Annotated in this window: 14 protein-coding genes and 3 pseudogenes; 14 read left to right on the top strand and 3 right to left on the bottom strand. The window is 61.4% G+C overall.

Annotated elements, in window-relative coordinates; genetic code table 11:
* Nucleotides 1-35: 35 nt before the first annotated feature.
* Nucleotides 36-1037, bottom strand: a complete 1002-nt coding sequence (locus P0D96_RS34560) for an AraC family transcriptional regulator (protein WP_408182187.1) — start codon at nucleotides 1035-1037, stop codon at nucleotides 36-38.
* A 254-nt stretch (nucleotides 1038-1291) separates the two neighbouring features.
* On the opposite strand from P0D96_RS34560, the gene P0D96_RS34555 reads away from it, so the two are divergent.
* The 9 genes from P0D96_RS34555 (at nucleotide 1292) to P0D96_RS34515 (ending at nucleotide 10193) form a co-directional block, all read left to right on the top strand.
* Nucleotides 1292-2347 carry a beta-keto acid cleavage family enzyme gene (locus tag P0D96_RS34555; protein ID WP_132383167.1) on the top strand — a complete coding sequence of 352 codons (1056 nt, stop codon included), beginning with the start codon at nucleotides 1292-1294 and terminating at the stop codon, nucleotides 2345-2347.
* Nucleotides 2348-2502: 155 nt separating this feature from the next.
* Entirely contained in the window at nucleotides 2503-3822 is a 1320-nt protein-coding gene (locus P0D96_RS34550; RefSeq protein WP_408318138.1) for an MFS transporter, read from the top strand.
* A gap of 113 nt (nucleotides 3823-3935) precedes the next feature.
* Nucleotides 3936-4916, top strand: a complete 981-nt coding sequence (locus tag P0D96_RS34545) for a quinone oxidoreductase family protein (protein ID WP_408318136.1) — start codon at nucleotides 3936-3938, stop codon at nucleotides 4914-4916.
* 10 nt (nucleotides 4917-4926) lie between these two features.
* On the top strand, nucleotides 4927-5775 hold the full coding sequence (locus P0D96_RS34540; RefSeq protein WP_408289623.1) for a TauD/TfdA dioxygenase family protein: 849 nt from the start codon (nucleotides 4927-4929) through the stop codon (nucleotides 5773-5775).
* Nucleotides 5776-5782: 7 nt separating this feature from the next.
* Nucleotides 5783-6343, top strand: a complete 561-nt coding sequence (locus P0D96_RS34535; protein ID WP_408289626.1) for an RBBP9/YdeN family alpha/beta hydrolase — start codon at nucleotides 5783-5785, stop codon at nucleotides 6341-6343.
* Between the two features lie 186 nt (nucleotides 6344-6529).
* On the top strand, nucleotides 6530-6886 hold the full coding sequence (locus P0D96_RS34530; RefSeq protein WP_408289629.1) for a Rieske (2Fe-2S) protein: 357 nt from the start codon (nucleotides 6530-6532) through the stop codon (nucleotides 6884-6886).
* 41 nt (nucleotides 6887-6927) lie between these two features.
* Nucleotides 6928-8556, top strand: coding sequence for a 3-(methylthio)propionyl-CoA ligase (locus P0D96_RS34525; RefSeq protein ID WP_408318134.1), 1629 nt, complete (start codon nucleotides 6928-6930; stop codon nucleotides 8554-8556).
* 92 nt (nucleotides 8557-8648) lie between these two features.
* On the top strand, nucleotides 8649-9794 hold the full coding sequence (locus tag P0D96_RS34520; RefSeq protein ID WP_408318132.1) for a porin: 1146 nt from the start codon (nucleotides 8649-8651) through the stop codon (nucleotides 9792-9794).
* Between the two features lie 30 nt (nucleotides 9795-9824).
* The gene (locus P0D96_RS34515; RefSeq protein WP_408182201.1) at nucleotides 9825-10193 is read left to right on the top strand and encodes a BON domain-containing protein; all 369 of its coding nucleotides are present in this window, start codon (nucleotides 9825-9827) and stop codon (nucleotides 10191-10193) included.
* A gap of 348 nt (nucleotides 10194-10541) precedes the next feature.
* Here P0D96_RS34515 and P0D96_RS34510 read toward each other — a convergent pair.
* Nucleotides 10542-10859: pseudogene (locus P0D96_RS34510) on the bottom strand (integrase core domain-containing protein); the annotation flags it as partial.
* Nucleotides 10860-11018: 159 nt separating this feature from the next.
* On the opposite strand from P0D96_RS34510, the gene P0D96_RS34505 reads away from it, so the two are divergent.
* Nucleotides 11019-11231 (top strand): DUF2964 family protein, encoded by a 213-nt coding sequence (locus P0D96_RS34505; protein WP_132383185.1) that lies wholly within the window; start codon nucleotides 11019-11021, stop codon nucleotides 11229-11231.
* A 470-nt stretch (nucleotides 11232-11701) separates the two neighbouring features.
* Here P0D96_RS34505 and P0D96_RS34500 read toward each other — a convergent pair.
* Nucleotides 11702-11939 (bottom strand): annotated as a pseudogene (locus P0D96_RS34500) (DDE-type integrase/transposase/recombinase); the annotation flags it as partial.
* A gap of 34 nt (nucleotides 11940-11973) precedes the next feature.
* Between P0D96_RS34500 and P0D96_RS34495 the strand changes: the two are divergent.
* The 4 genes and pseudogenes from P0D96_RS34495 (at nucleotide 11974) to P0D96_RS34480 (ending at nucleotide 18542) form a co-directional block, all read left to right on the top strand.
* Nucleotides 11974-12264 carry a DDE-type integrase/transposase/recombinase gene (locus P0D96_RS34495; RefSeq protein WP_408318130.1) on the top strand — a complete coding sequence of 97 codons (291 nt, stop codon included), beginning with the start codon at nucleotides 11974-11976 and terminating at the stop codon, nucleotides 12262-12264.
* A gap of 73 nt (nucleotides 12265-12337) precedes the next feature.
* The gene (locus P0D96_RS34490; RefSeq protein WP_408318128.1) at nucleotides 12338-14845 is read left to right on the top strand and encodes a mechanosensitive ion channel family protein; all 2508 of its coding nucleotides are present in this window, start codon (nucleotides 12338-12340) and stop codon (nucleotides 14843-14845) included.
* A gap of 1025 nt (nucleotides 14846-15870) precedes the next feature.
* A pseudogene (locus tag P0D96_RS34485) lies at nucleotides 15871-16101 on the top strand (arginine deiminase family protein); the annotation flags it as partial.
* A gap of 44 nt (nucleotides 16102-16145) precedes the next feature.
* Entirely contained in the window at nucleotides 16146-18542 is a 2397-nt protein-coding gene (locus P0D96_RS34480; protein WP_408318126.1) for a phosphoketolase family protein, read from the top strand.
* Nucleotides 18543-18575: the final 33 nt, after the last annotated feature.

Here is an 18575-nt window from a genome sequence, read left to right as displayed (position 1 = left end):
CCGCGGGTACAACAGAGCGACGGTCGGCGGCGCCATCATTTCAGATGGCTGTTGCGCCAGTTGCGCGGGGTCACGCCGAAGCGTGAATTGAACCAGTACGTGAAGGAGCCCTGCTGTGAATATCCGAGCAACGCCGAAACCCGCCCTATCGGATAGCGCGGGTTGCTCATGTAGCGCACGGCAAGTTCGCCCCGAACCTCGTCCACCAGACTCGAGAAGCTCGTATGCGCCAGTTCGAGCTGGCGCTGCATGGTGCGAACGCTCAGACGCAAATGGCGGGCAACCAGTTCGACCGTGGCCTGCTCAAGGGGCAGCAGCAGGTAGATTGCCTTGCGCACTTCCAGCGCGGTCGAATCGGCACCCGCCACGTTGAGCGAGTCGGCGAGGCTCTCGGCATAGCGCACCAGTTCCGGGTCAGCGGAGGGATTCGGGTAGTCGAGATCGGCGGCCGCACACACGAAACCGTTGAAATCGCTTCCGAACTCCAACGTGCAGCCGAAGAACCGTCGATGAAACGTCAGGTCTGCCGGCCCTTGGTGAACGAAATGGACCGAACGCGGTTTCCAGTGATTGCCGAGCAGGGCGCTGGAGTGGCGCCCGAGCACGCCGACCGCGAGTTCGATCGCCTGCTTCGTCGGAGTGCCCGGTTCGACCACCAGTTCTTCCCGGATGGTGACCGATTCACCGGCGTCCTCGACGTGCATGGCGAGGGCTTCGTTCAGCAGATGCCGGTATTGGGCCGCGGCCAGCAGCACCTCGCGAAGCGTGCGCTTATGCGCGAGCAGGACATTGATCACACCAGTACCGAACTTTTGCCGCGTCCCGGCCATCTGCAGCGCGAAAGTCGGGCACGACGCCTTTTCGGCCGTCAGTTCCAGCAGCCGGCACGCGGCTGCTGCCGGAATGCGATCGTCCGGATTCGCAAGCGCCGCGGTATCGATCCCGACCTGCTTCGCCAGCTCGACCGGGTTCAGACCGACCCGCCGCGTCACATCGAAATAGCCGCTCATGGCTACCGCGCGCAACATCGTTTCCATCGCTATGTCTCCGCTCACCTGTCGCCGGCAGCGTCCCTGTGCCCGTGTCCATGTCTGCTGATTAGATGCCTGCCGCACGTACCGGTGTTAACGCGTAGTGGCATGAATTCCGAAAAGAATGGCGCCGTATCGTAAAAGTGTAGCGCAGGATTGCCGTATCGTGCATCTCAACGGTTCATCATGTTCCGACCAGTTGTCAAGCGGCCAGCCGTGTCGCGAGCGTCGGAATACCCGTCACCCTATTGGAGAACACGATGCAATTCCTCGACGATTCGCTGCACCCCGAGAACCAGGACAAGGTTGTGATCACGACCGCTCCGTACGGCCCGGAATGGATGCCGGAGGACTTTCCTGAAGACATTCCGGTGACGATGGAAGAGCAGATCCAGAAGGCCGTCGACTGCTACAACGCCGGCGCGACCGTCCTGCACCTGCACGTGCGCGAACTGGATGGCAAAGGCTCGAAGCGCCTTTCGAAATTCAACGAGCTCATCGCCGGCGTGCGGGCGGCTGTGCCGGACATGATCATCCAGGTGGGCGGCTCGATCTCGTTTGCACCGGAAGACGACGGCCAGGCGGCGAAGTGGCTTTCCGACGACACGCGTCACATGCTAGCCGATCTCGACCCGAAGCCCGATCAGGTGACGGTCGCGATCAACACCACGCAGATGAACATCATGGAGCTGCTCTATCCGGAGTACCTGGAAGGCACCTCGTTGTCCAACCCTGCGTTCATGGCCGCTTATAGCGAGATGACGGTTCCCGCCGGCCCGGCATGGGTCGAGGAGCACCTGCGCCGCCTGCAGGCTTCGGGTATCCAGCCGCACTTCCAGCTCACGGGCATCCATGCGCTGGAGACACTCGATCGCCTGGTGCGCAAGGGCATCTACAAGGGGCCGCTGAACCTGACGTGGATCGGTATCGGCGGCGGCTTCGACGGCCCGAACCCGTTCAACTTCTTCAACTTCGTGCACCGCGCGCCGGATGGCTGCACGCTCACGGCCGAGTCGCTGCTCAAGAACGTGTTGCCGTTCAACATGATGGCGATGGCCATGGGCCTGCATCCTCGCTGCGGGATCGAAGACACGATCATCGACGCGCACGGCAACCGGATGACGTCGGTGCAGCAGATCGAACAGTGCGTGCGTGTGGCGCGCGAACTGGGCCGCGAGATCGCCTCCGGCAAGGAAGCGCGCGACATCTACCGCATCGGCGTGCAATACGAAACGGCCGACGAGACACTCGCGGCCAACGGCATGACACCGAATCGCAAGGCCGGCGTGAAGAACCTGCCGCTGCGCGCGGCGTAAGGGATTGGAGCGCGGCAGACGTTTCGTGGATGCCGCGTTTTAGAAAGTAGGGCCCGCCGGCATGCCGGTGAGGGCCGCGCGGTATCCATAAAGGCCGCCTTTGTCCTGCTGGGCAAAGGCGGTCACCAACGAGTTGAACACGAAGGAGACGACTCATGTTCACGCATGCCGAGCCTACGACTGGCAATATTTCGACGGCGCAAAAAGACGTGCGCGCGTATGCATGGGTGGTATTTGTTTTGACGGTCGGGTTGCTGCTCTCCGACTATATGTCGCGACAGGTCCTGAATGCGGTGTTTCCCATGCTCAAGGCCACATGGCACCTGTCCGACACGCGGCTGGGTTCGCTGAGCAGTGTGGTCGCGCTGATGGTCGGCGTGCTCACGTTTCCGCTGTCGGTGCTCGCCGACCGCTGGGGCCGCGTGAAGAGCATTGTCCTGATGGCGGCGATCTGGAGTCTCGCGACGCTCGGCTGCGCGCTTTCGACGAATTATGGCGAGATGCTGCTCGCGCGCGCCTTCGTTGGGATCGGTGAAGCCGCCTATGGCAGTGTCGGCATCGCGGTCGTCCTGAGCATCTTTCCGGCACGGCTGCGCGCCACGCTCACCGCAGCGTTCATGGCCGGCGGCGCGCTCGGTTCAGTGCTGGGCATGGCGCTGGGCGGGGCAGTCGCGGCTCACCTGGGCTGGCGCGCGGCGTTCGGCGCGATGGCGGCCTTGGGGATCATACTGGTCGTCATCTATCGGTTTGCCATCACCGAAGAGCGGCTCGCGCCGCTGCAGCCGGCAAACGCGCGCCGTCAGACACAGGGCGCCGGTGTGCGCATGAGCTTGCGCAGCTTGATGCAGGGACTCTTTTCGACCAGGTCGGTCGTGTGTGCCTACGTCGGCAGCGGCATTCATCTGCTGGTTCCGGCGGCCGTATGGGCGTGGATGCCCAGCTTCCTGAACCGCTACTACGGCATGCCCACCGGCAAGGCGGCCATGAGCGCGTCCGCGTTCGTGCTGGCCACCGCTTTCGGCATGGTGGTGTGCGGAAATCTGACCGACCGGCTCAGCAAGCATGGGCGGGAAAGGAAATGGAGCGCTGCCGTCGCCTTCTGCCTGATCTGCTTCGTGCTGCTGATGGTCGGTTTCCGGATGTCGCCGGGGCCGGCACAACTCATGGTGATCGGCGCCGGCATGTTCTTCTGCGCAGGCGCGACCGGCCCCTCGGGGGCGATGGTTGCGAATCTCACCCCACCGTCGATCCATGCGTCGGCGTTTGCCACCCTGACGTTGGCGAACAATCTGCTGGGGCTGGCACCCGCTGCCATCCTGACGGGCATCGTGGCCGACCGGATCGGGCTCGTCGGCGCGTTGCAACTCGTGCCGTTTGCACCCCTTGTCGCGGCGGTCGCTTTCTACATCGGCAAGCGGACCTATGGCGCCGATGTCGATCGCGTAAGTGCCCTGCGTGAACAGGCCGGGGGCTGACCCGACGGTCCTCCGCGAGCTTTAAACCTGGCGGGTGCGCCTGAGAGCAGGACGGGCAGCCCCATCACAGGCCAAATAAATTTGCAGTTCGAGTAAAGGATAGGAGATTCGATATGGCAAAAGCAGTGCGTTTCCATGAAACCGGTGGTCCCGAAGTCTTGCGCTATGAAAACGTTGAAGTGGGCGACCCCGGCCGCGGACAGGTCCGCTTGCGCCATGAGGCAGTGGGCCTGAATTTCGCCGACACCTACTTCCGCAGCGGCCTGTACCCCGTGCCGCTCCCTGCGGGCATGGGCGTCGAGGCCGCCGGTGTGGTCGAGGCAATCGGCCCCGACGTGACCAACGTCGCAGTCGGCGATCGCGTGACCTACACCGGCTTTCTCAACACACTCGGCGCGTACAGCACTGAACGCCTCGTCCCGGCGGCACCGCTCATCAAGCTGCCGGATGCGATCTCCTGCGAAACGGCTGCCGGCATGACGATGCGAGGTCTGACCTCGTCGTACCTGATGCGCCGCATTCACGATTTCAAGGCGGGCGACACCATCCTGCTGCATGCCGCCGCCGGCGGTGTCGGCCTGATTGTGTCGCAATGGGCGAAGCTGCTGGGTCTCACCGTGATCGGCACGGTTTCGAATGAGGCCAAGGGCGAGATGGCCCGTGCGCATGGCTGCGACCACATCGTCTACTACGGACGGGAGGACGTCGCGAAGCGCGTGCGCGAACTGACCAACGGCGTCGGCGTGAACGTCGTGTTCGACAGCGTCGGCAAGGATACCTTCGAGGCGTCGCTCGATTCGCTCAGGCGCCGTGGCCTGATGGTCTGCGTCGGCACGGCGTCGGGGCCAATCCCGCTGTTCAATCCCCAGCTTCTGGCGATGAAGGGCTCGCTCTACCTGACGCGCCCCGCGCTGGCGGACTACATCGCCGACCCCGCGGAAAAGGACGAACTCGCCGGCGAACTCTTCGGGCATGTCGCCGCAGGCCGCATCAAGATCGAACTCAACCAGCGTTACGCGCTGGAGGACGCGGCGCAGGCCCACCGCGATCTTGAATCGCGCAAGACGACTGGCTCGTCAGTCTTCGTCATCTGAGGAGAACACCATGCGAGTCGAACAATTGACATGCGCCATCGGCGCCGAACTGGTCGGCGTGAATCTGGCCGACGCCGTCGACGATGACGGCCTGTTTGCGGAGATCCGTGCGGCGCTGCTCAAACACCGGGTGCTGTTTCTGCGCGACCAGGACATCTCGCGCGCCGAGCATCTTGCGTTTGCGCGCCGTTTCGGCGAACTGGAGGACCATCCCGTCGCCGGCAGCGACCCGGAGCATCCGGGCCTCGTACGCATCTACAAGAACCCGGATCAGCCTAACGACCGGTATGAAAACGCGTGGCATGCGGATGCCACCTGGCGCGAGGCGCCGCAGTTCGGCGCTGTCCTGCGCTGCGTGGAGTGCCCGCCCGTCGGCGGCGACACGATGTGGGCAAACATGGTGCTCGCCTACGAGAACTTGCCGGACCACATCAAGGCCCAGATTGCAGACCTGCGCGCCCGCCACAGCATCGAGGCGAGCTTTGGTGCCGCGATGCCGATCGAAAAACGTCTCGCTCTTAAGGCGCAATTTCCGGATGCGGAGCATCCAGTTGTGCGCACGCACCCGGAGACCGGTGAGGAGGTGTTGTTCGTGAGTGCCTTCACCACCCATTTCACCAATTACCACACGGCGGCGCGCGTGCGCTTCGGGCAGGACGCCAATCCGGGTGCGGGTGACCTGCTGCGCTATCTCATTAGCCAGGCGTACATCCCCGAGTACCAGGTCCGCTGGCGCTGGAAGCCCAACAGCATCGCGATCTGGGACAACCGCAGCACACAGCACTACGCCGTGATGGATTACGCGCCGTGTCACCGCAAGATGGAGCGCGCCGGAATTGTCGGTGACAGGCCGTACTGATCGCATCATGACTCTCGATATGACACCAACCATCCTGATGGTGCCGGGCTTGCGCGACCACGTCGCGGAGCATTGGCAAACACTGCTGGAGCGGATGCTGCCCAAGGCCGCCTCAGTGCCGCCGCTCGAGCGCGACAAGCTCAGTCGCGCGGCGCGCGTCGCAGCGCTCGATGCCGCGCTCGCGAAAATCCATGGCCCGGTGATCCTCGTCGCGCATAGCGCGGGCGTGATGATCACGGTGCACTGGGCCCAGCAACACAGCCGCAGGATTCACGGCGCGCTGCTCGCCGCTCCTGCCGACCTGGAGACGCCGCTGCCGGCGGGCTATCCGGCCATCGATGAACTAGCCCAGAACGGCTGGCATCCGGTTCCACGCAAGCCGCTGCCGTTCCCGAGCATCGTCGGCGCGAGCCGCAACGATCCGCTCGCGCAGTTCGAACGTGTCGCGACGATGGCGAAAAACTGGGGCAGTCGTCTCGTCGACCTTGGCGAAGTCGGTCACCTGAATCCGGCTGCAGGGTTTGGTGAGTGGGCGATGGCGCAGACGCTGATCAATGAGCTTGTCTGATCAGAACCGGACCTGCACAGCCAGATCGGGACGCGAGCGAGCGGGCCTTCCAGGTGAGCGAAACCTTCTTCGACTTCATCTGCCCGCGGTGCCTTATCGGCAAGCGCAATCCGGATGAGGCCGTGTCCCGCTCGCAGCAATGCAGGCAGTCATGGTGTTTGCAGTCCAAAGCTAAAGGAACAGGGAATGTCACGTCAGATACCGGTTGGAGTGGTCGATGAACTCGCACCAGGCCAGCGCAAACTGGCCTTCGTCGATGGCCGCAGCATTGTCCTGTTCAACATCGACGGCACGATCCACGCCATCGACAACGCATGTCCCCATAACGGGGCGTCGATCGCAAGCGGTCAACTCGAGGGGTGCGTGCTGCGCTGCCCGGCGCACGGTCTGCGCTTCGACGTGCGCACCGGCTGCATGCCGGGCGTAGGCGGGTTGAGCCTGACGACGTTCCCGGTTCGGGCCGTCGACGGGAAGCTGGTCGTGAGTCTCGAGGACCCGGCCGCCGGTCCCGCGCCGGCACCGGTGGGCAATTCGGCGCCGTGATCCGGGCCGTGCGGGAACATACAGCTATTTAGGGGAACAGAATGCAAGGTTTGATGATGCAGCAACCGCTGCTGGTTGCTTCGCTGCTCATGCACGCGGAACGCCATCACGGCGACCAGGAGATCGTGTCACGACGGGTCGAAGGCGACATTCACCGGTATCGGTACCGGGATTTTGCGCAACGCGCGCGCCGCATGGCAAATGCCCTCGCAAGCCTCGGCATCAAGCCGGGCGAGCGGGTAGGGACGCTGGCGTGGAACGGCTACCGGCACATGGAGCTGTATTTCGCCGTGTCCGGGGCGGGGTCCGTGTTGCATACGCTCAACCCCCGGCTCCACGTCGACCAGCTCGCGTACATCATCGAACATGCGGAAGATCGCGTTGTGTTCTTTGACCTGACGTTTCTGCCGCTGATCGAGAGCGTCGCTTCGCGGGTCAAGAGTCCGAAGGTCTTCGTTGCCATGACCGATCGCGCGCACATGCCGCGAGACCATGGGCTGCCGGCGAGGCTGCTGTGCTACGAGGATCTCGTCAACGGTCAAAGCGACGTTTTCGACTGGCCTCTGCTGGACGAAAACAGCGCGTCATCGCTGTGCTACACGTCCGGGACGACCGGCAATCCGAAGGGGGTGCTATACAGCCATCGCTCGACCCTGCTGCACACGTACGCGGCGGCGCTGCCGGATGCGCTGAACTGTTCGGCGCGCGACGCGATCCTCCCGGTCGTGCCGATGTTCCATGTCAACGCGTGGGGACTGCCGTATATCGCCTGCATGGTGGGTGCGAAGCTGGTGTTTCCGGGGCCGGCGCTGGACGGCCAATCGCTCCATGAACTGATCGAGGACGAACAGGTCACGCTTTCGGCCGGCGTGCCGACAGTCTGGCAGGGACTGCTTGCGCATGTCGACGCGATCAAGGGTTCGTTCTCGTCGATGAAGCGCACGATTATCGGCGGCGCTCCCTGCCCGACAGCGATGACGGCGGCGTTCCAGGAGCGCCATCACGTCGACGTCTTGCATGCATGGGGTATGACGGAATTGAGCCCGGTTGGCACCGTCTGCAGTTTCAAGGCACATCAGGTGTCTCTGCCCGCGGCGCAACGCTATGCGCTTCAGGCGAAGCAGGGGCGTCCGGTGTTCGGCATCGACATGAAAATCGTCGACCTGCAAGGCAACGCGTTGCCGTGGGACGACACCGCGACTGGCGACCTTCTCGTGCGCGGTCATTGGGTCACGCGGGAGTATTTCGGCAGTGACGACACACCGGCGCTGCGCGACGGCTGGTTCCCGACCGGCGACGTCGCCAGGATCGATCCCGACGGCTTCATGCAGATTACGGATCGCAGCAAGGACGTCATCAAGTCCGGCGGCGAATGGATCAGTTCGACCGACATCGAAAACGTCGCGTACCTGCACCCCGAAGTCACGACAGCGGTATGCATCGCCGCGCGGCATCCGAAGTGGGACGAGCGGCCGCTGCTGCTGATCGTGAGGAAGCCGGGCAGCACGCTCGCCGCGGACGAACTGCTCACGTTCTTTGACGATCGGGTTGCGAAGTGGTGGAAGCCGGACGCCGTATTGTTCGTCGACTCGGTTCCGCTCGGTGCCACGGGCAAGGTGCTCAAGAACCGCCTTCGGGATCAGTTCGGCGACTACTACCTGCCGGCCTGAGATACCGACTTGGCAACAACACAGTTTCATTCGAACAACAAGTCATAAATTGCCGGGTCTACCCGGCGCGCCCCACACTCGGAGGAGACGCAATGAAATTAAAATCGTATAGCTCGGCAGTGCTGCTAGTGTTTTCCGCAGCGGCCCATTCCCAGTCGTCGGTTACGCTCTATGGCGTACTCGATACGGGACTTCTGTATCAGAGCACCTCGGCCGCAACCTTTCTGCCGAACGCGCGTAACCTGGGGCATGTCTATCAGCTCAAGGACGGCGGAATCTATTCCAGCTTCTGGGGCCTGAAGGGAAGCGAGGACATCGGCGGCGGCTACAAGATCACGTTCAAGTTGCAAGGCACGTTCAACACCACGAATGGCAAGTTCGGTCTGTCCGATACGCCGGGCACGACCGCGATCTTCAACCAGTTTGCGACAATCGGCGCGACCGGGCCGTTTGGCACGTTCGACGCCGGCCGGCAGATCATCCCGATGATCTACGCCATGGCGGAAACCGACGTACGCGGCGCGCAGTATTTCGGCAGTATTCTGACCGCGTGGCTGGGCGTCAATCAGGCAGCCGGCTGGCCCGGCACCAGCACGAACGCTCCAATCGGCGCCCTCTATGACAGCAACGCGCTGGTCTACAATTCGCCGAAATTCTATGGCGCGTCGCTTGCGCTCGAGTACGCGCCGGGTGGCGTCGCGGGACAGTTCCAGGGCGGCACGCGTGAGTCGGCTGTGCTCAAGTATTCGAATTACGGTCTGAACCTGTCCGCTGTGTATTACAACGGACATGACACCAATCCGTTTCCGCAGAACTTTCCGGCGGCTCCGGCCGTGCCTGCGACAGGCGAGAGCAATAACCGTTTCTATTATTTCGGTGCGATGTATACGATCAGCGGGTTTTCATTATCCGCCTCGTACGCCATCGGCAAAAACCCGGCGAAGAGCAATACCGTCGACTTCGAAATGGCGTCGGGCGGCCTCGGCTACCAGTTCAATCCGCGCTTCAAGATCACGTCCGGCTACTACTACCTGAAGGACCGGAACAATTCAGCGAATCACTCGAGCGAATTCGCAGTGGGTGCCGAATACAACCTGTCCCAAAGGACCAAGGCGTACGCGCAAGTCGGCTATGTCGACAACAAGGGGACGATGAACCAGACGATCATCTATGGGAATCCGGTTGCGCCGGGCGTCTCCACCACTGCGGCCATGGTCGGCATTCGCCATAGCTTCTGATCCCGTCACCTTCATGAACCGGAGTAATCTATGAAAGCAATCACACTCGCGCTGGTGGCCGCCGCATTCGTTGCGGTATCCACGACGGCGTGGTCCCAGACCGGTGAAGCAGCCAGTGCGCAAGGTGCGTCCGCGACGGCGGCATCGGGCTCCGTGGCTCCCGCGGGCAGGAAAGCGGACCGTGCCCTGCGCCGCAGGATTTATGCCGCCTTCGGGAAGGACAAGGAGATCAGCGCCGGAGACATCAGTGTCATCGCGAAAGACGGCGCGGTGACACTGAATGGCGCGGTCACGGAAGCTGCCCAGATCGGCAAGGCCGAGGCGATCGCCAGGGGCGTTCCAGGAGTGACGTCGGTGACCAACAAGCTGACGGTGAGGAAGCCGCTTGGCGGCATGTAAGCTGCAATAGCCAGGCACATGGAGTACGGCGAGGCCGAAGACAACTGGCCGCGCCGGCTTCTACCCATCAAGGGCGACACCCGATCAGGGGGCTTCGCGCAGCCATTGACTCATGACGAGATGATCGTATTTGCAAGGACTTCGTCCGAGAGGCAAAGGCACGGTTCGATTTTTTTGACGCTCGACGCGACCTGTTTGTCGAGTAGAAATGCGTTGCACATGGCGTCCAGAACCGGCGGAAGCCTATCCTGCCATGCCTTGTTTTCACGTTTCTAGCGAAAAGAACGGGCGTCGCAGTGAATCTGCTCGCTCGTCTCGCACAAATAAGCTGCGTCGCTGAAAGCGTGGATCCTTGATCTGCCGAGCTTTGATCCAGCCATGCAGGAACTGAACTGGCGGTACGAAGCCGAGTGACAAATGACGTCGACTGCGCTAATAAAACACTTCCGTGTATTCGAACAGGTTCGCCGCGACTTGCTGATGCGTGCGATAGTGCGTTAGCGGGCACCCGTTCGTTCTTTAGGCTGTTAAAGAAGCTCTTCATCAGTACATTTCCAACAATTACCCTTGCCGCTCATCGAGCAGCGCATCCGCTGGAAGTCGAGGCTAGCAGTTTGGGTGCCCCCCGTCCGAATGATGCCGCGCGCCGGGTTCAGGCCGACGCTGGACCCTCCGGCAGATTCTGCGCGGCACGCAGCTTGTGTTTCGAGTCCGTCACGACACGATAACGACGCTTGTGGCCCGGGTCGCAGGACAAAGGCAGGCAAAGGCCGCCATAGCGAACAATATGTTTTTAAAAACCGGTCGCAAATGTTGGAGGTCCCGATGAAGAAATCGGAAAGGCGGGTTGCGATTGCATTAGTGGGCATCGCCATCTGGCTCAGTGGTCTCTATTTCGCCATTACCGGACTGGTCTATGACCGCAGTATGGAATACCGGTACGGCGCGCTCGCCATTTTCGTTGGCGTGGCGATCGCGGTCATTGCGCTGAACCTGATTTCGATTCCCGGCTTGCCGCGCAAGAAAAAGCAGACCTAGCAATAGCAGCGTGCTCACTGCGCACGGAATGCCGGCGCAGGTGTGGTTTCGTTTTTCTTTTTCGTCTGATCGCGCGTATCGCTCTTCGCTTCACGCGTCTTTTTCTGCGCTGCCCGCCGCGTGTCCTGTATCTGCTTCGTCGCCGCGGCGTCTGTTTGTGCGTAGAACCCGTTCATATCGTTCGCCAGACGGGAGTTCTGCGTATCGAGCGGCGCTGCGAGCCGCTCGATACTCAACCGGATCACCCTTGCAATCCACGCATAGTAACGGGTTGTGTCGCAGTAAGAGATGGCCGGTGGAATTCCAGCGATACAAAGTTGCTGCTGAGAGAATCGATGAAAACGCTGATCCCGCCGTTGGCCAAGGTATTGAAACGCTTGCGCTATCCACTGGAGGTGATTCTGACGTGCGTGCGCTGGTACGTCGCCTATCCGCTGAGTCTGCGGCATCTTGAAGAAATGATGGCCGAACGATTTCTCAAAAAAACGCCGGGCTGCAGTCTTGTCCCGTTGGGCGCGCACCAGGAAGTCGATGGCGTTACCGTCCTTGTCGACGGCCCGATAGAGATATTTCCAGTCGCCCTTGACGCGTATGTACGTCTCATCCATTCGCCAGCTCTTTCCAACTGGCCGCTTGCGACGACGAAACGCTTTCTCCAGTACCGGCAACAGCTTGAGCGCCCAGAGGGCGCACGGTCGAATGATCGACCGACGCGATCGCCCAGAATGGCGTCCCGGAGACGGTGACCATCGACAAGAGCGGTGCCGATCTCGCGGTGCTCGAAGCCATCAATGCGGATCGTGAAACGCCTGTCAAGATCCGCCAGTCCAAATATCCCAACAACCTCGTCGAGCAAGACCATCGGGCGATCAAGCGGCGCACCCGACCCATGCTGGGGTTCAAGACTTTTCGCTGCGTCCGGATTCTTCCTGGCGGCATCGAAGTGATGCATATGATCGCCAAAGGACAGATGAAGTGCGCTCGCGGAACCCATCCGTCCGCCGCAGATCGATTCCACGAACTGGCAATATAAGCAGTGCTGCTCATATCGATCACCTTTCGGCTGCGAGCCTTACTGCAACAAAACCCCGAGTGGGCATCGGTTTATGGTGATGTATGCTTTAACCGCACGAAACGCAGTTCGGGTGCGCCAAGGCTTTCGTAATAGCGTTAGCCCGGGGCGATCCAGCTCTCACAGAGGTGACCTCTCGGAAGGGATCTCCATGACCCCCTCTATGCAGTGTGAATCCAGTCATGCCATGGTCTCCGCCAGACTGCCGGCGCACGCTGGATTATATGAAGACGTGTGGTGTGCCATTGGGTGCGCCTGCTTATGGCTGGTCGTGACCAGCTTCCTCGTTCTGTCGACGGCGGCCATCAGTCCAGCGGCAGCCGCGTTGCCCGCCGGGCTGCAAAACATCCTCAACAATGTGACGGGTGGCACCGCGCCGCCAGCTTCCGCAGCGCAGGCTGCATCGGCACCAACGCCCGCGAGTCAGGCCGAACTGGCGCGCTCACTGGACAGCCTGATCGGCACGCTCGAGAGCGATCCACAACGCAAAGCGCTGGTAGCCCATCTGAAGGGGCTTCGTGAAGGTACCCAAAGTGCCGCCCCCGCTGCGCCGGCATCGTCCGGACAAGGCAAAAGCGATATGCTCGGCGCGATTGCGTCAGGCATTGCGTCTGTCGAAACGGATTTGAGTGAAGGCCGCACACCCTTGCATTTCTGGGCGGCCCGTTCGAGCGCGGCGGCCGACGATCTTTGGACTATTCTCAGCGGCGGAAGCGGGGAGTCGTTCGGCCACGTCCTGCTTGGCATGATCGCGACGTTTGTGGGTTGGGGCGCGTGCGCTGGCCTGTTGATCTATCTGCGGCGGCGCATCGGTGCGCGTTACGGCTGGAAGCTCACGCTGGAACCGGGTCCAACTTCGTTCGAACTCTTGAGTTTTGCATTTTGGCGGACGGCGCCATGGATCGCCGCTTTCGTGGCGGTGGCGCTGTTCATGCGCGGAATGCCTGACGCGCTCGGCGGCACGCTGGGGCTTGTGATCGTCTATGCCATAGTCGCGGGTTCGATCTTCTCGGCAATCTGCCTGATTGTGTTCTCTGCGTTCAACACGGCACACCGGCGTGTCGCAGTTCATCAGCTGCTCGCGCAAAGCCGCTGGCCGCTTTTCGCTATCGGTGCATGTGGTGCGCTCGGTGACGCGACGGCCAATCCAGACGTCACAAACCTGCTCGGTTTGAATCTCGCCGGGCTCGTATCGGCATCCGCAAATGTGGCTGCGGCCCTGCTGATCGGTTATTTCGCACTCGCTTACCGGCGGCCCGTCACGCATCTGATACGCAATCGCCCGTATGCGCAAAGGCGTGATCACAAACTCGCCACGGAAGCGCTCGATATCCTGGCATCGCTGTGGAACATCCCGGTCCTTTTAATCGCGATCGCATCGGTTTTTACGATCGTTGATGCGCGCGGTTCGGAAGAGAACGTACTACAACCGTCGCTTCTCAGTGCGCTGTTACTCGTGCTCACGCTGTTCGTGTCGGCGCTGCTGATGCACGTGACGCGTCGAAGGGACACGCGCGCCCAGCGCCGCGCGCCGCACCTGATGCGACTCTTGCGCTTCGTGAGCACGCTGCTCGTCCTTTTGATGTGGCTCGCGTACATTCAATTCGAGCTGGACCTGTGGAGCGGACCGATCGCGCGAATGATCAAGCACAGTGCGATGACACCCAGTTTCAAGCACGCGCTGATTACAGTTGTCGCGACGGTCTTTGGCGCCTGGTTCATCTGGATACTGTGCGACACCGCCATTCTCAACGCGCTGGGCCCGAGCAGTTCGCGGAACAAGGCACTCGACCCCGGCATGCGCGCACGCACGATGTTGCCGCTCGTGCGCAACGCTGTTTTCGTCGCGGTTGCGACCCTCGCCGCCATCGTCGCCGCCGCCACCCTGGGCGTCAATCTTACGCCTCTCCTTGCGGGCGCAGGCGTGATCGGTCTTGCAGTCGGCTTCGGTGCGAAGACGCTCGTCACCGACCTGATCACGGGGCTCTTCATCATTGTCGAGGAGACGATCTCGGTCGGTGACTGGATTGAGATTGACGGCAGCCACGCCGGCATCGTCATGGACCTGACGATTCGCACGGTCCGGTTACGTGACGGACAAGGCGCGGTTCACACCATTCCCTTCTCGCAGATAAAAATCGTTAAAAACCTGTCGCGTGACTTCGCCAATGCGGTGTTCGAGGTACGAGTGCCCTTCTCGCTTGACCTTGATGAAGTCACACGCATGATCGTGGAAGTGGGCGAAGACCTGCAGGGAAACTTTCGCCTGCGCAACGAAATACTTGCGCCCGTCGAAGTGTGGGGGCTTGAGCGTTTCGAGGCTAACTGGATGGTTGTGAAAGGGCAGATCAAGACGCGGCCGATGCAGCAGTGGGGCGTGGTGCGCGCTTTTAATGCGCGGCTCAAACGAAAGATGGACGAGGCGGGTATTGAGATTCCAGTGCCGCATATGCGGGTTCACACCCCGCCGAGCGGACCGAGAGCATGGTCACAGCCTGACGATGGTGGCCAGGACGAGAGGGAAGGGCAGCGCCGCGGTTGAAGCGGTAATTGGTGCCGCAAGTGCCATATCCCAACGCAAGTGCATCGACGGCATAACCCCAATCTGCTCGCATGCATGAATTCGTTTCTCTCCGATGCCAGCACGGATCCGGTTGCTTTGCACCGATCTGTCGGACGATGTCGTAGGATCGAGCGGCCGGAACGTGTGTCGGGAAGCTCGTCATGCCCCCGACCGACAGCAGGGCAAAGCGGTGCCGCCCATCGGGGACATCAAACTCACTCCGTCTCCAGACACACCGACTAGCTCGGGTGGGAGTGCCATTCGTGCCTCCATTGCGCAGAACAGGGAGCGGACGCGGTTTTCGTCAACGTTGAAAGGCAGGTCGTGCGTCCACGACGTCACGCTCGGGACGTCGGCATAGCGGCCATGCTCCTTCCAGTACTCCGTCATCTTGGCGGGTGACGGGCGCACGCGCCGCATTCCCATAACAGGCTCGAAACTGACCTTGATCTGCGCGAAGCTTGCAGGAGAAATGTTGTCAGCCGTGTGAAAGAAGGACGGCATACCGTCGCCCCGGCGGTCGCCGCCCGTCACCGAAGGAGAACAGGCTGCCGAGTCGATTACGAACTGATCTGAACTGAAACGCACTTCAGCCAGCGTTATCGATCGGCCAATAAACCCAAAGTCCTATTGTGGCAAAGCGTCAGCAAAGCTATTTTTTAGTTTGTACCGTGCTGCGTCGCGCGTTTGTCGATCTGCCGACCGTAACCGTAGCCACTTTGTTTACCGGGGTCAGCATGCCATTGCGCTCGGCTCCGAGTCGCATCCGGTGCGACTCCTACGCCCCCGGGGCCCGCTAGTCATCACCACAGGCATGAGTCCGGGAGCGGCATTCACGTACGCAAAGAAAACTGCCATCCGGTTTGTAGAACGGAGAGTTGTTGCCGCCCCCTGAAACCTGCAAGAGATTCGTCACACTCGCAATTCAGGACCAGCATGGTGAGCACGGAGACATTCAACCTCGGAGTTCACTCCGAGGCCGGCAAGCTGCACAAGGTGATGGTCTGTTCTTTGTGACAAAGATGCGCGAACGCGGCGTTGAAGTCGTCGAGATGCACCATCTGCTTACCGAGGCAGTCAAAAACCCCGAGGCACGAACGTGGATCCGCGAACGTAAGACCCGCCCGAACACGACCGGCGTGGGCCTTGCCGGCGAAGTACGGAGTTGGCTCGATAACCTTGAACCGCGCCGGCTCGCAGAATTCCTGATTGGTGGCGTGGTTGTGGAAGATGTTCCGGATTGAGAACACGGCAATGCGCAAGGACAGGAGACATCGATATGGGCACACATCCTACGACGGCTGCTTCGGAGCAGACTGGGCCTGGCAGCGATGAACTTCGGCTGATCGATACGTGGTGGCGCGCATGCAACTACCTCTCGGTCGGTATGATCTATCTAATGGACAATCCGCTACTGCGCGAGCCGCTCAAGGCGGAGCACGTCAAGCCGCGGCTCCTCGGGCATTGGGGCGCGAGTCCAGCGCTTTCGTTCGTTTGGGCGCATCTGAACCGCGTGATCAAACGCGACGATCTGGACGTGATCTTCATGGCGGGTCCCGGACACGGAGCTCCCGGCGTACTCGGCCCCGCTTATCTGGAAGGCACCTACTCGGAGGTGTATCCGGACAAAAGCGAAGACGCAGAGGGGATGCAGAAGTTCTTCAAGCAGTTCTCGTTTCCAGGCCACATCGGCTCGCACGTTACGCCCGAAACTCCTGGCTCGATCCACGAAGGCGGCGAACTTGGCTATAGCCTGTCGCATGCGTACGGAGCCGCGTTCGATAACCCCGAGCTCATCGTGGCCTGCGTCGTTGGGGATGGCGAAGCGGAGACGGGACCGCTTGCCACGGCCTGGCATTCGAACAAGTTCGTCAATCCGGCGCGGGACGGCACCGTATTGCCGATTCTTAACCTGAATGGTTACAAGATCGCTAACCCCACCGTGCTTTCACGCATCAGCCACGAAGAGCTGGAAGCGCTGTTCGTGGGCTATGGCTACAAGCCGTATTTCGTCGAAGGTTCGGACCATGCCGAGATGCATCAAAAGATGGCGGACACGCTCGATACGGTCGTCGCCGAGATTTGCGCGATCCACGATAAGGCGCGCGCTGGCGGCGAAGTCGAGCGGCCGCGCTGGCCGATGATCGTGTTGCGTACGCCCAAAGGGTGGACGGGACCGAAGACGATCAAAGGACACAAGGTCGAGGGCTCGTGGCGTTCGCATCAGGTGCCGTTCTCCGACGTGCGCGGCAATCCCGCGAATCTCGAGCTTCTGGATAGCTGGCTGCGCAGCTACAAGCCCGAAGAACTGTTCGATGCCGACGGACGACTGCTTCCCGAACTGAAAGCCCTCGCGCCCAAAGGACGACGTCGCATCAGCGCCAATCCGCATACCAACGGCGGAATACTGCGCCGTGAATTGAAGTTGCCCGATTTCCGCGCGTATGCGGTAGACGTGACACAGGCGGGCAAGGTGCTGCAAGAGAATACCCGGCCGCTCGGGGAATTCCTGCGCGACACGATGCGCGAAAACATGAACACCTTCCGGGTGTTTGGCCCCGACGAAACGGCGTCCAACCGCCTTCAGTCGATCTACGAGGTCAGCAAGAAGATCTGGATGGCCGATCTCCTGCCGGAAGACGAGGACGGCGGGGAACTGGCGCGCGACGGCCGGGTGATGGAGATGCTGTCCGAGCATACGTTGATGGGCTGGCTCGAAGGTTATCTGCTTTCCGGGCGGCACGGTTTCTTTCACACGTATGAGGCATTCGCGCACGTGGTGGACTCGATGTTCAACCAGCATGCGAAATGGCTGGACATCAGCAAGAATCACGTGCCGTGGCGTGCGTCGGTATCGTCCGAGAACATTCTGCTGTCGTCGACTGTGTGGCGGCAGGATCACAACGGTTTTTCGCATCAGGACCCGGGGTTCATCGATCTCGTAACCAACAAGAGCCCGTCCGTCACGCGCGTCTACCTTCCACCGGACGCGAATACGCTGCTTGCCGTGGCCGACGGGTGTCTGCGGTCGACCGACTGCATCAACGTCATCGTCGCGGACAAGCAGAAGCACCTGCAATTCACGACCATCGACGAGGCAATAGTGCATTGCGCGAAAGGCTTGGGCATCTGGCGGCGCGCAAGCAACGACGAAGGTGAGGAACCGGATGTTGTCATGGCCGCGTGCGGCGACGTTGCCACCCAGGAGGCACTGGCGGCCACGGCCATCCTGCGCGAACGGCTGCCGGAGCTGAAGCTGCGCTTCGTGAACGTCGTCGACCTCTTCAGGATGCAGCCCGCGAGCGAGCATCCGCATGGCTCGACCGAGCGCGAGTTCGATAGCCTCTTCACCGTCGACAAGCCGGTGATCTTCAACTTCCACGGCTACCCGTGGCTGATCCACAAACTGGCCTATCGCTTTCGCAATCACGAGCATCTGCACGTACGCGGCTACAAGGAGAAGGGCAACATCAACACCCCCCTCGAACTCGCGATTCTCAATCAGGTCGACCGCTTCAATCTGGTGATCGACGTACTCGACCGCGTGCCGCGATTGCAGGGCAGGACAGCGCATCTCAGGGAAGACATGAAGGACGCGATCATCAGCAACCTGGACTACGCGCACACGCATGGCATCGATCGCGCGGAGATCACCGATTGGGTATGGCCCGAGTGAACGCCAGCCCCGATCGCCAGCCCCGATAACCGC

This window comes from Paraburkholderia sp. RL17-347-BIC-D (assembly GCF_046027915.1).
GTDB lineage: Bacteria > Pseudomonadota > Gammaproteobacteria > Burkholderiales > Burkholderiaceae > Paraburkholderia.
Note: the sequence above shows the minus strand (reverse complement) of the source record. Positions and strands in the feature narration are given on the sequence as shown.

Excerpts from the sequence above, each read along its gene's own strand:
- P0D96_RS34555 (WP_132383167.1), top strand. The coding sequence starts at position 1,292 with ATGCAATTCCTCGACGATTCGCTGCACCCCGAGAACCAGGACAAGGTT.
- P0D96_RS34540 (WP_408289623.1), top strand. The coding sequence starts at position 4,927 with ATGCGAGTCGAACAATTGACATGCGCCATCGGCGCCGAACTGGTCGGC.
- P0D96_RS34525 (WP_408318134.1), top strand. The coding sequence starts at position 6,928 with ATGCAAGGTTTGATGATGCAGCAACCGCTGCTGGTTGCTTCGCTGCTC.
- P0D96_RS34535 (WP_408289626.1), top strand. The coding sequence starts at position 5,783 with ATGACTCTCGATATGACACCAACCATCCTGATGGTGCCGGGCTTGCGC.
- P0D96_RS34490 (WP_408318128.1), top strand. The coding sequence starts at position 12,338 with ATGGTGATGTATGCTTTAACCGCACGAAACGCAGTTCGGGTGCGCCAA.
- P0D96_RS34515 (WP_408182201.1), top strand. The coding sequence starts at position 9,825 with ATGAAAGCAATCACACTCGCGCTGGTGGCCGCCGCATTCGTTGCGGTA.
- P0D96_RS34505 (WP_132383185.1), top strand. The coding sequence starts at position 11,019 with ATGAAGAAATCGGAAAGGCGGGTTGCGATTGCATTAGTGGGCATCGCC.
- P0D96_RS34480 (WP_408318126.1), top strand. The coding sequence starts at position 16,146 with ATGGGCACACATCCTACGACGGCTGCTTCGGAGCAGACTGGGCCTGGC.
- P0D96_RS34545 (WP_408318136.1), top strand. The coding sequence starts at position 3,936 with ATGGCAAAAGCAGTGCGTTTCCATGAAACCGGTGGTCCCGAAGTCTTG.
- P0D96_RS34520 (WP_408318132.1), top strand. The coding sequence starts at position 8,649 with ATGAAATTAAAATCGTATAGCTCGGCAGTGCTGCTAGTGTTTTCCGCA.
- P0D96_RS34530 (WP_408289629.1), top strand. The coding sequence starts at position 6,530 with ATGTCACGTCAGATACCGGTTGGAGTGGTCGATGAACTCGCACCAGGC.
- P0D96_RS34560 (WP_408182187.1), bottom strand. The coding sequence starts at position 1,037 with ATGGAAACGATGTTGCGCGCGGTAGCCATGAGCGGCTATTTCGATGTG.
- P0D96_RS34550 (WP_408318138.1), top strand. The coding sequence starts at position 2,503 with ATGTTCACGCATGCCGAGCCTACGACTGGCAATATTTCGACGGCGCAA.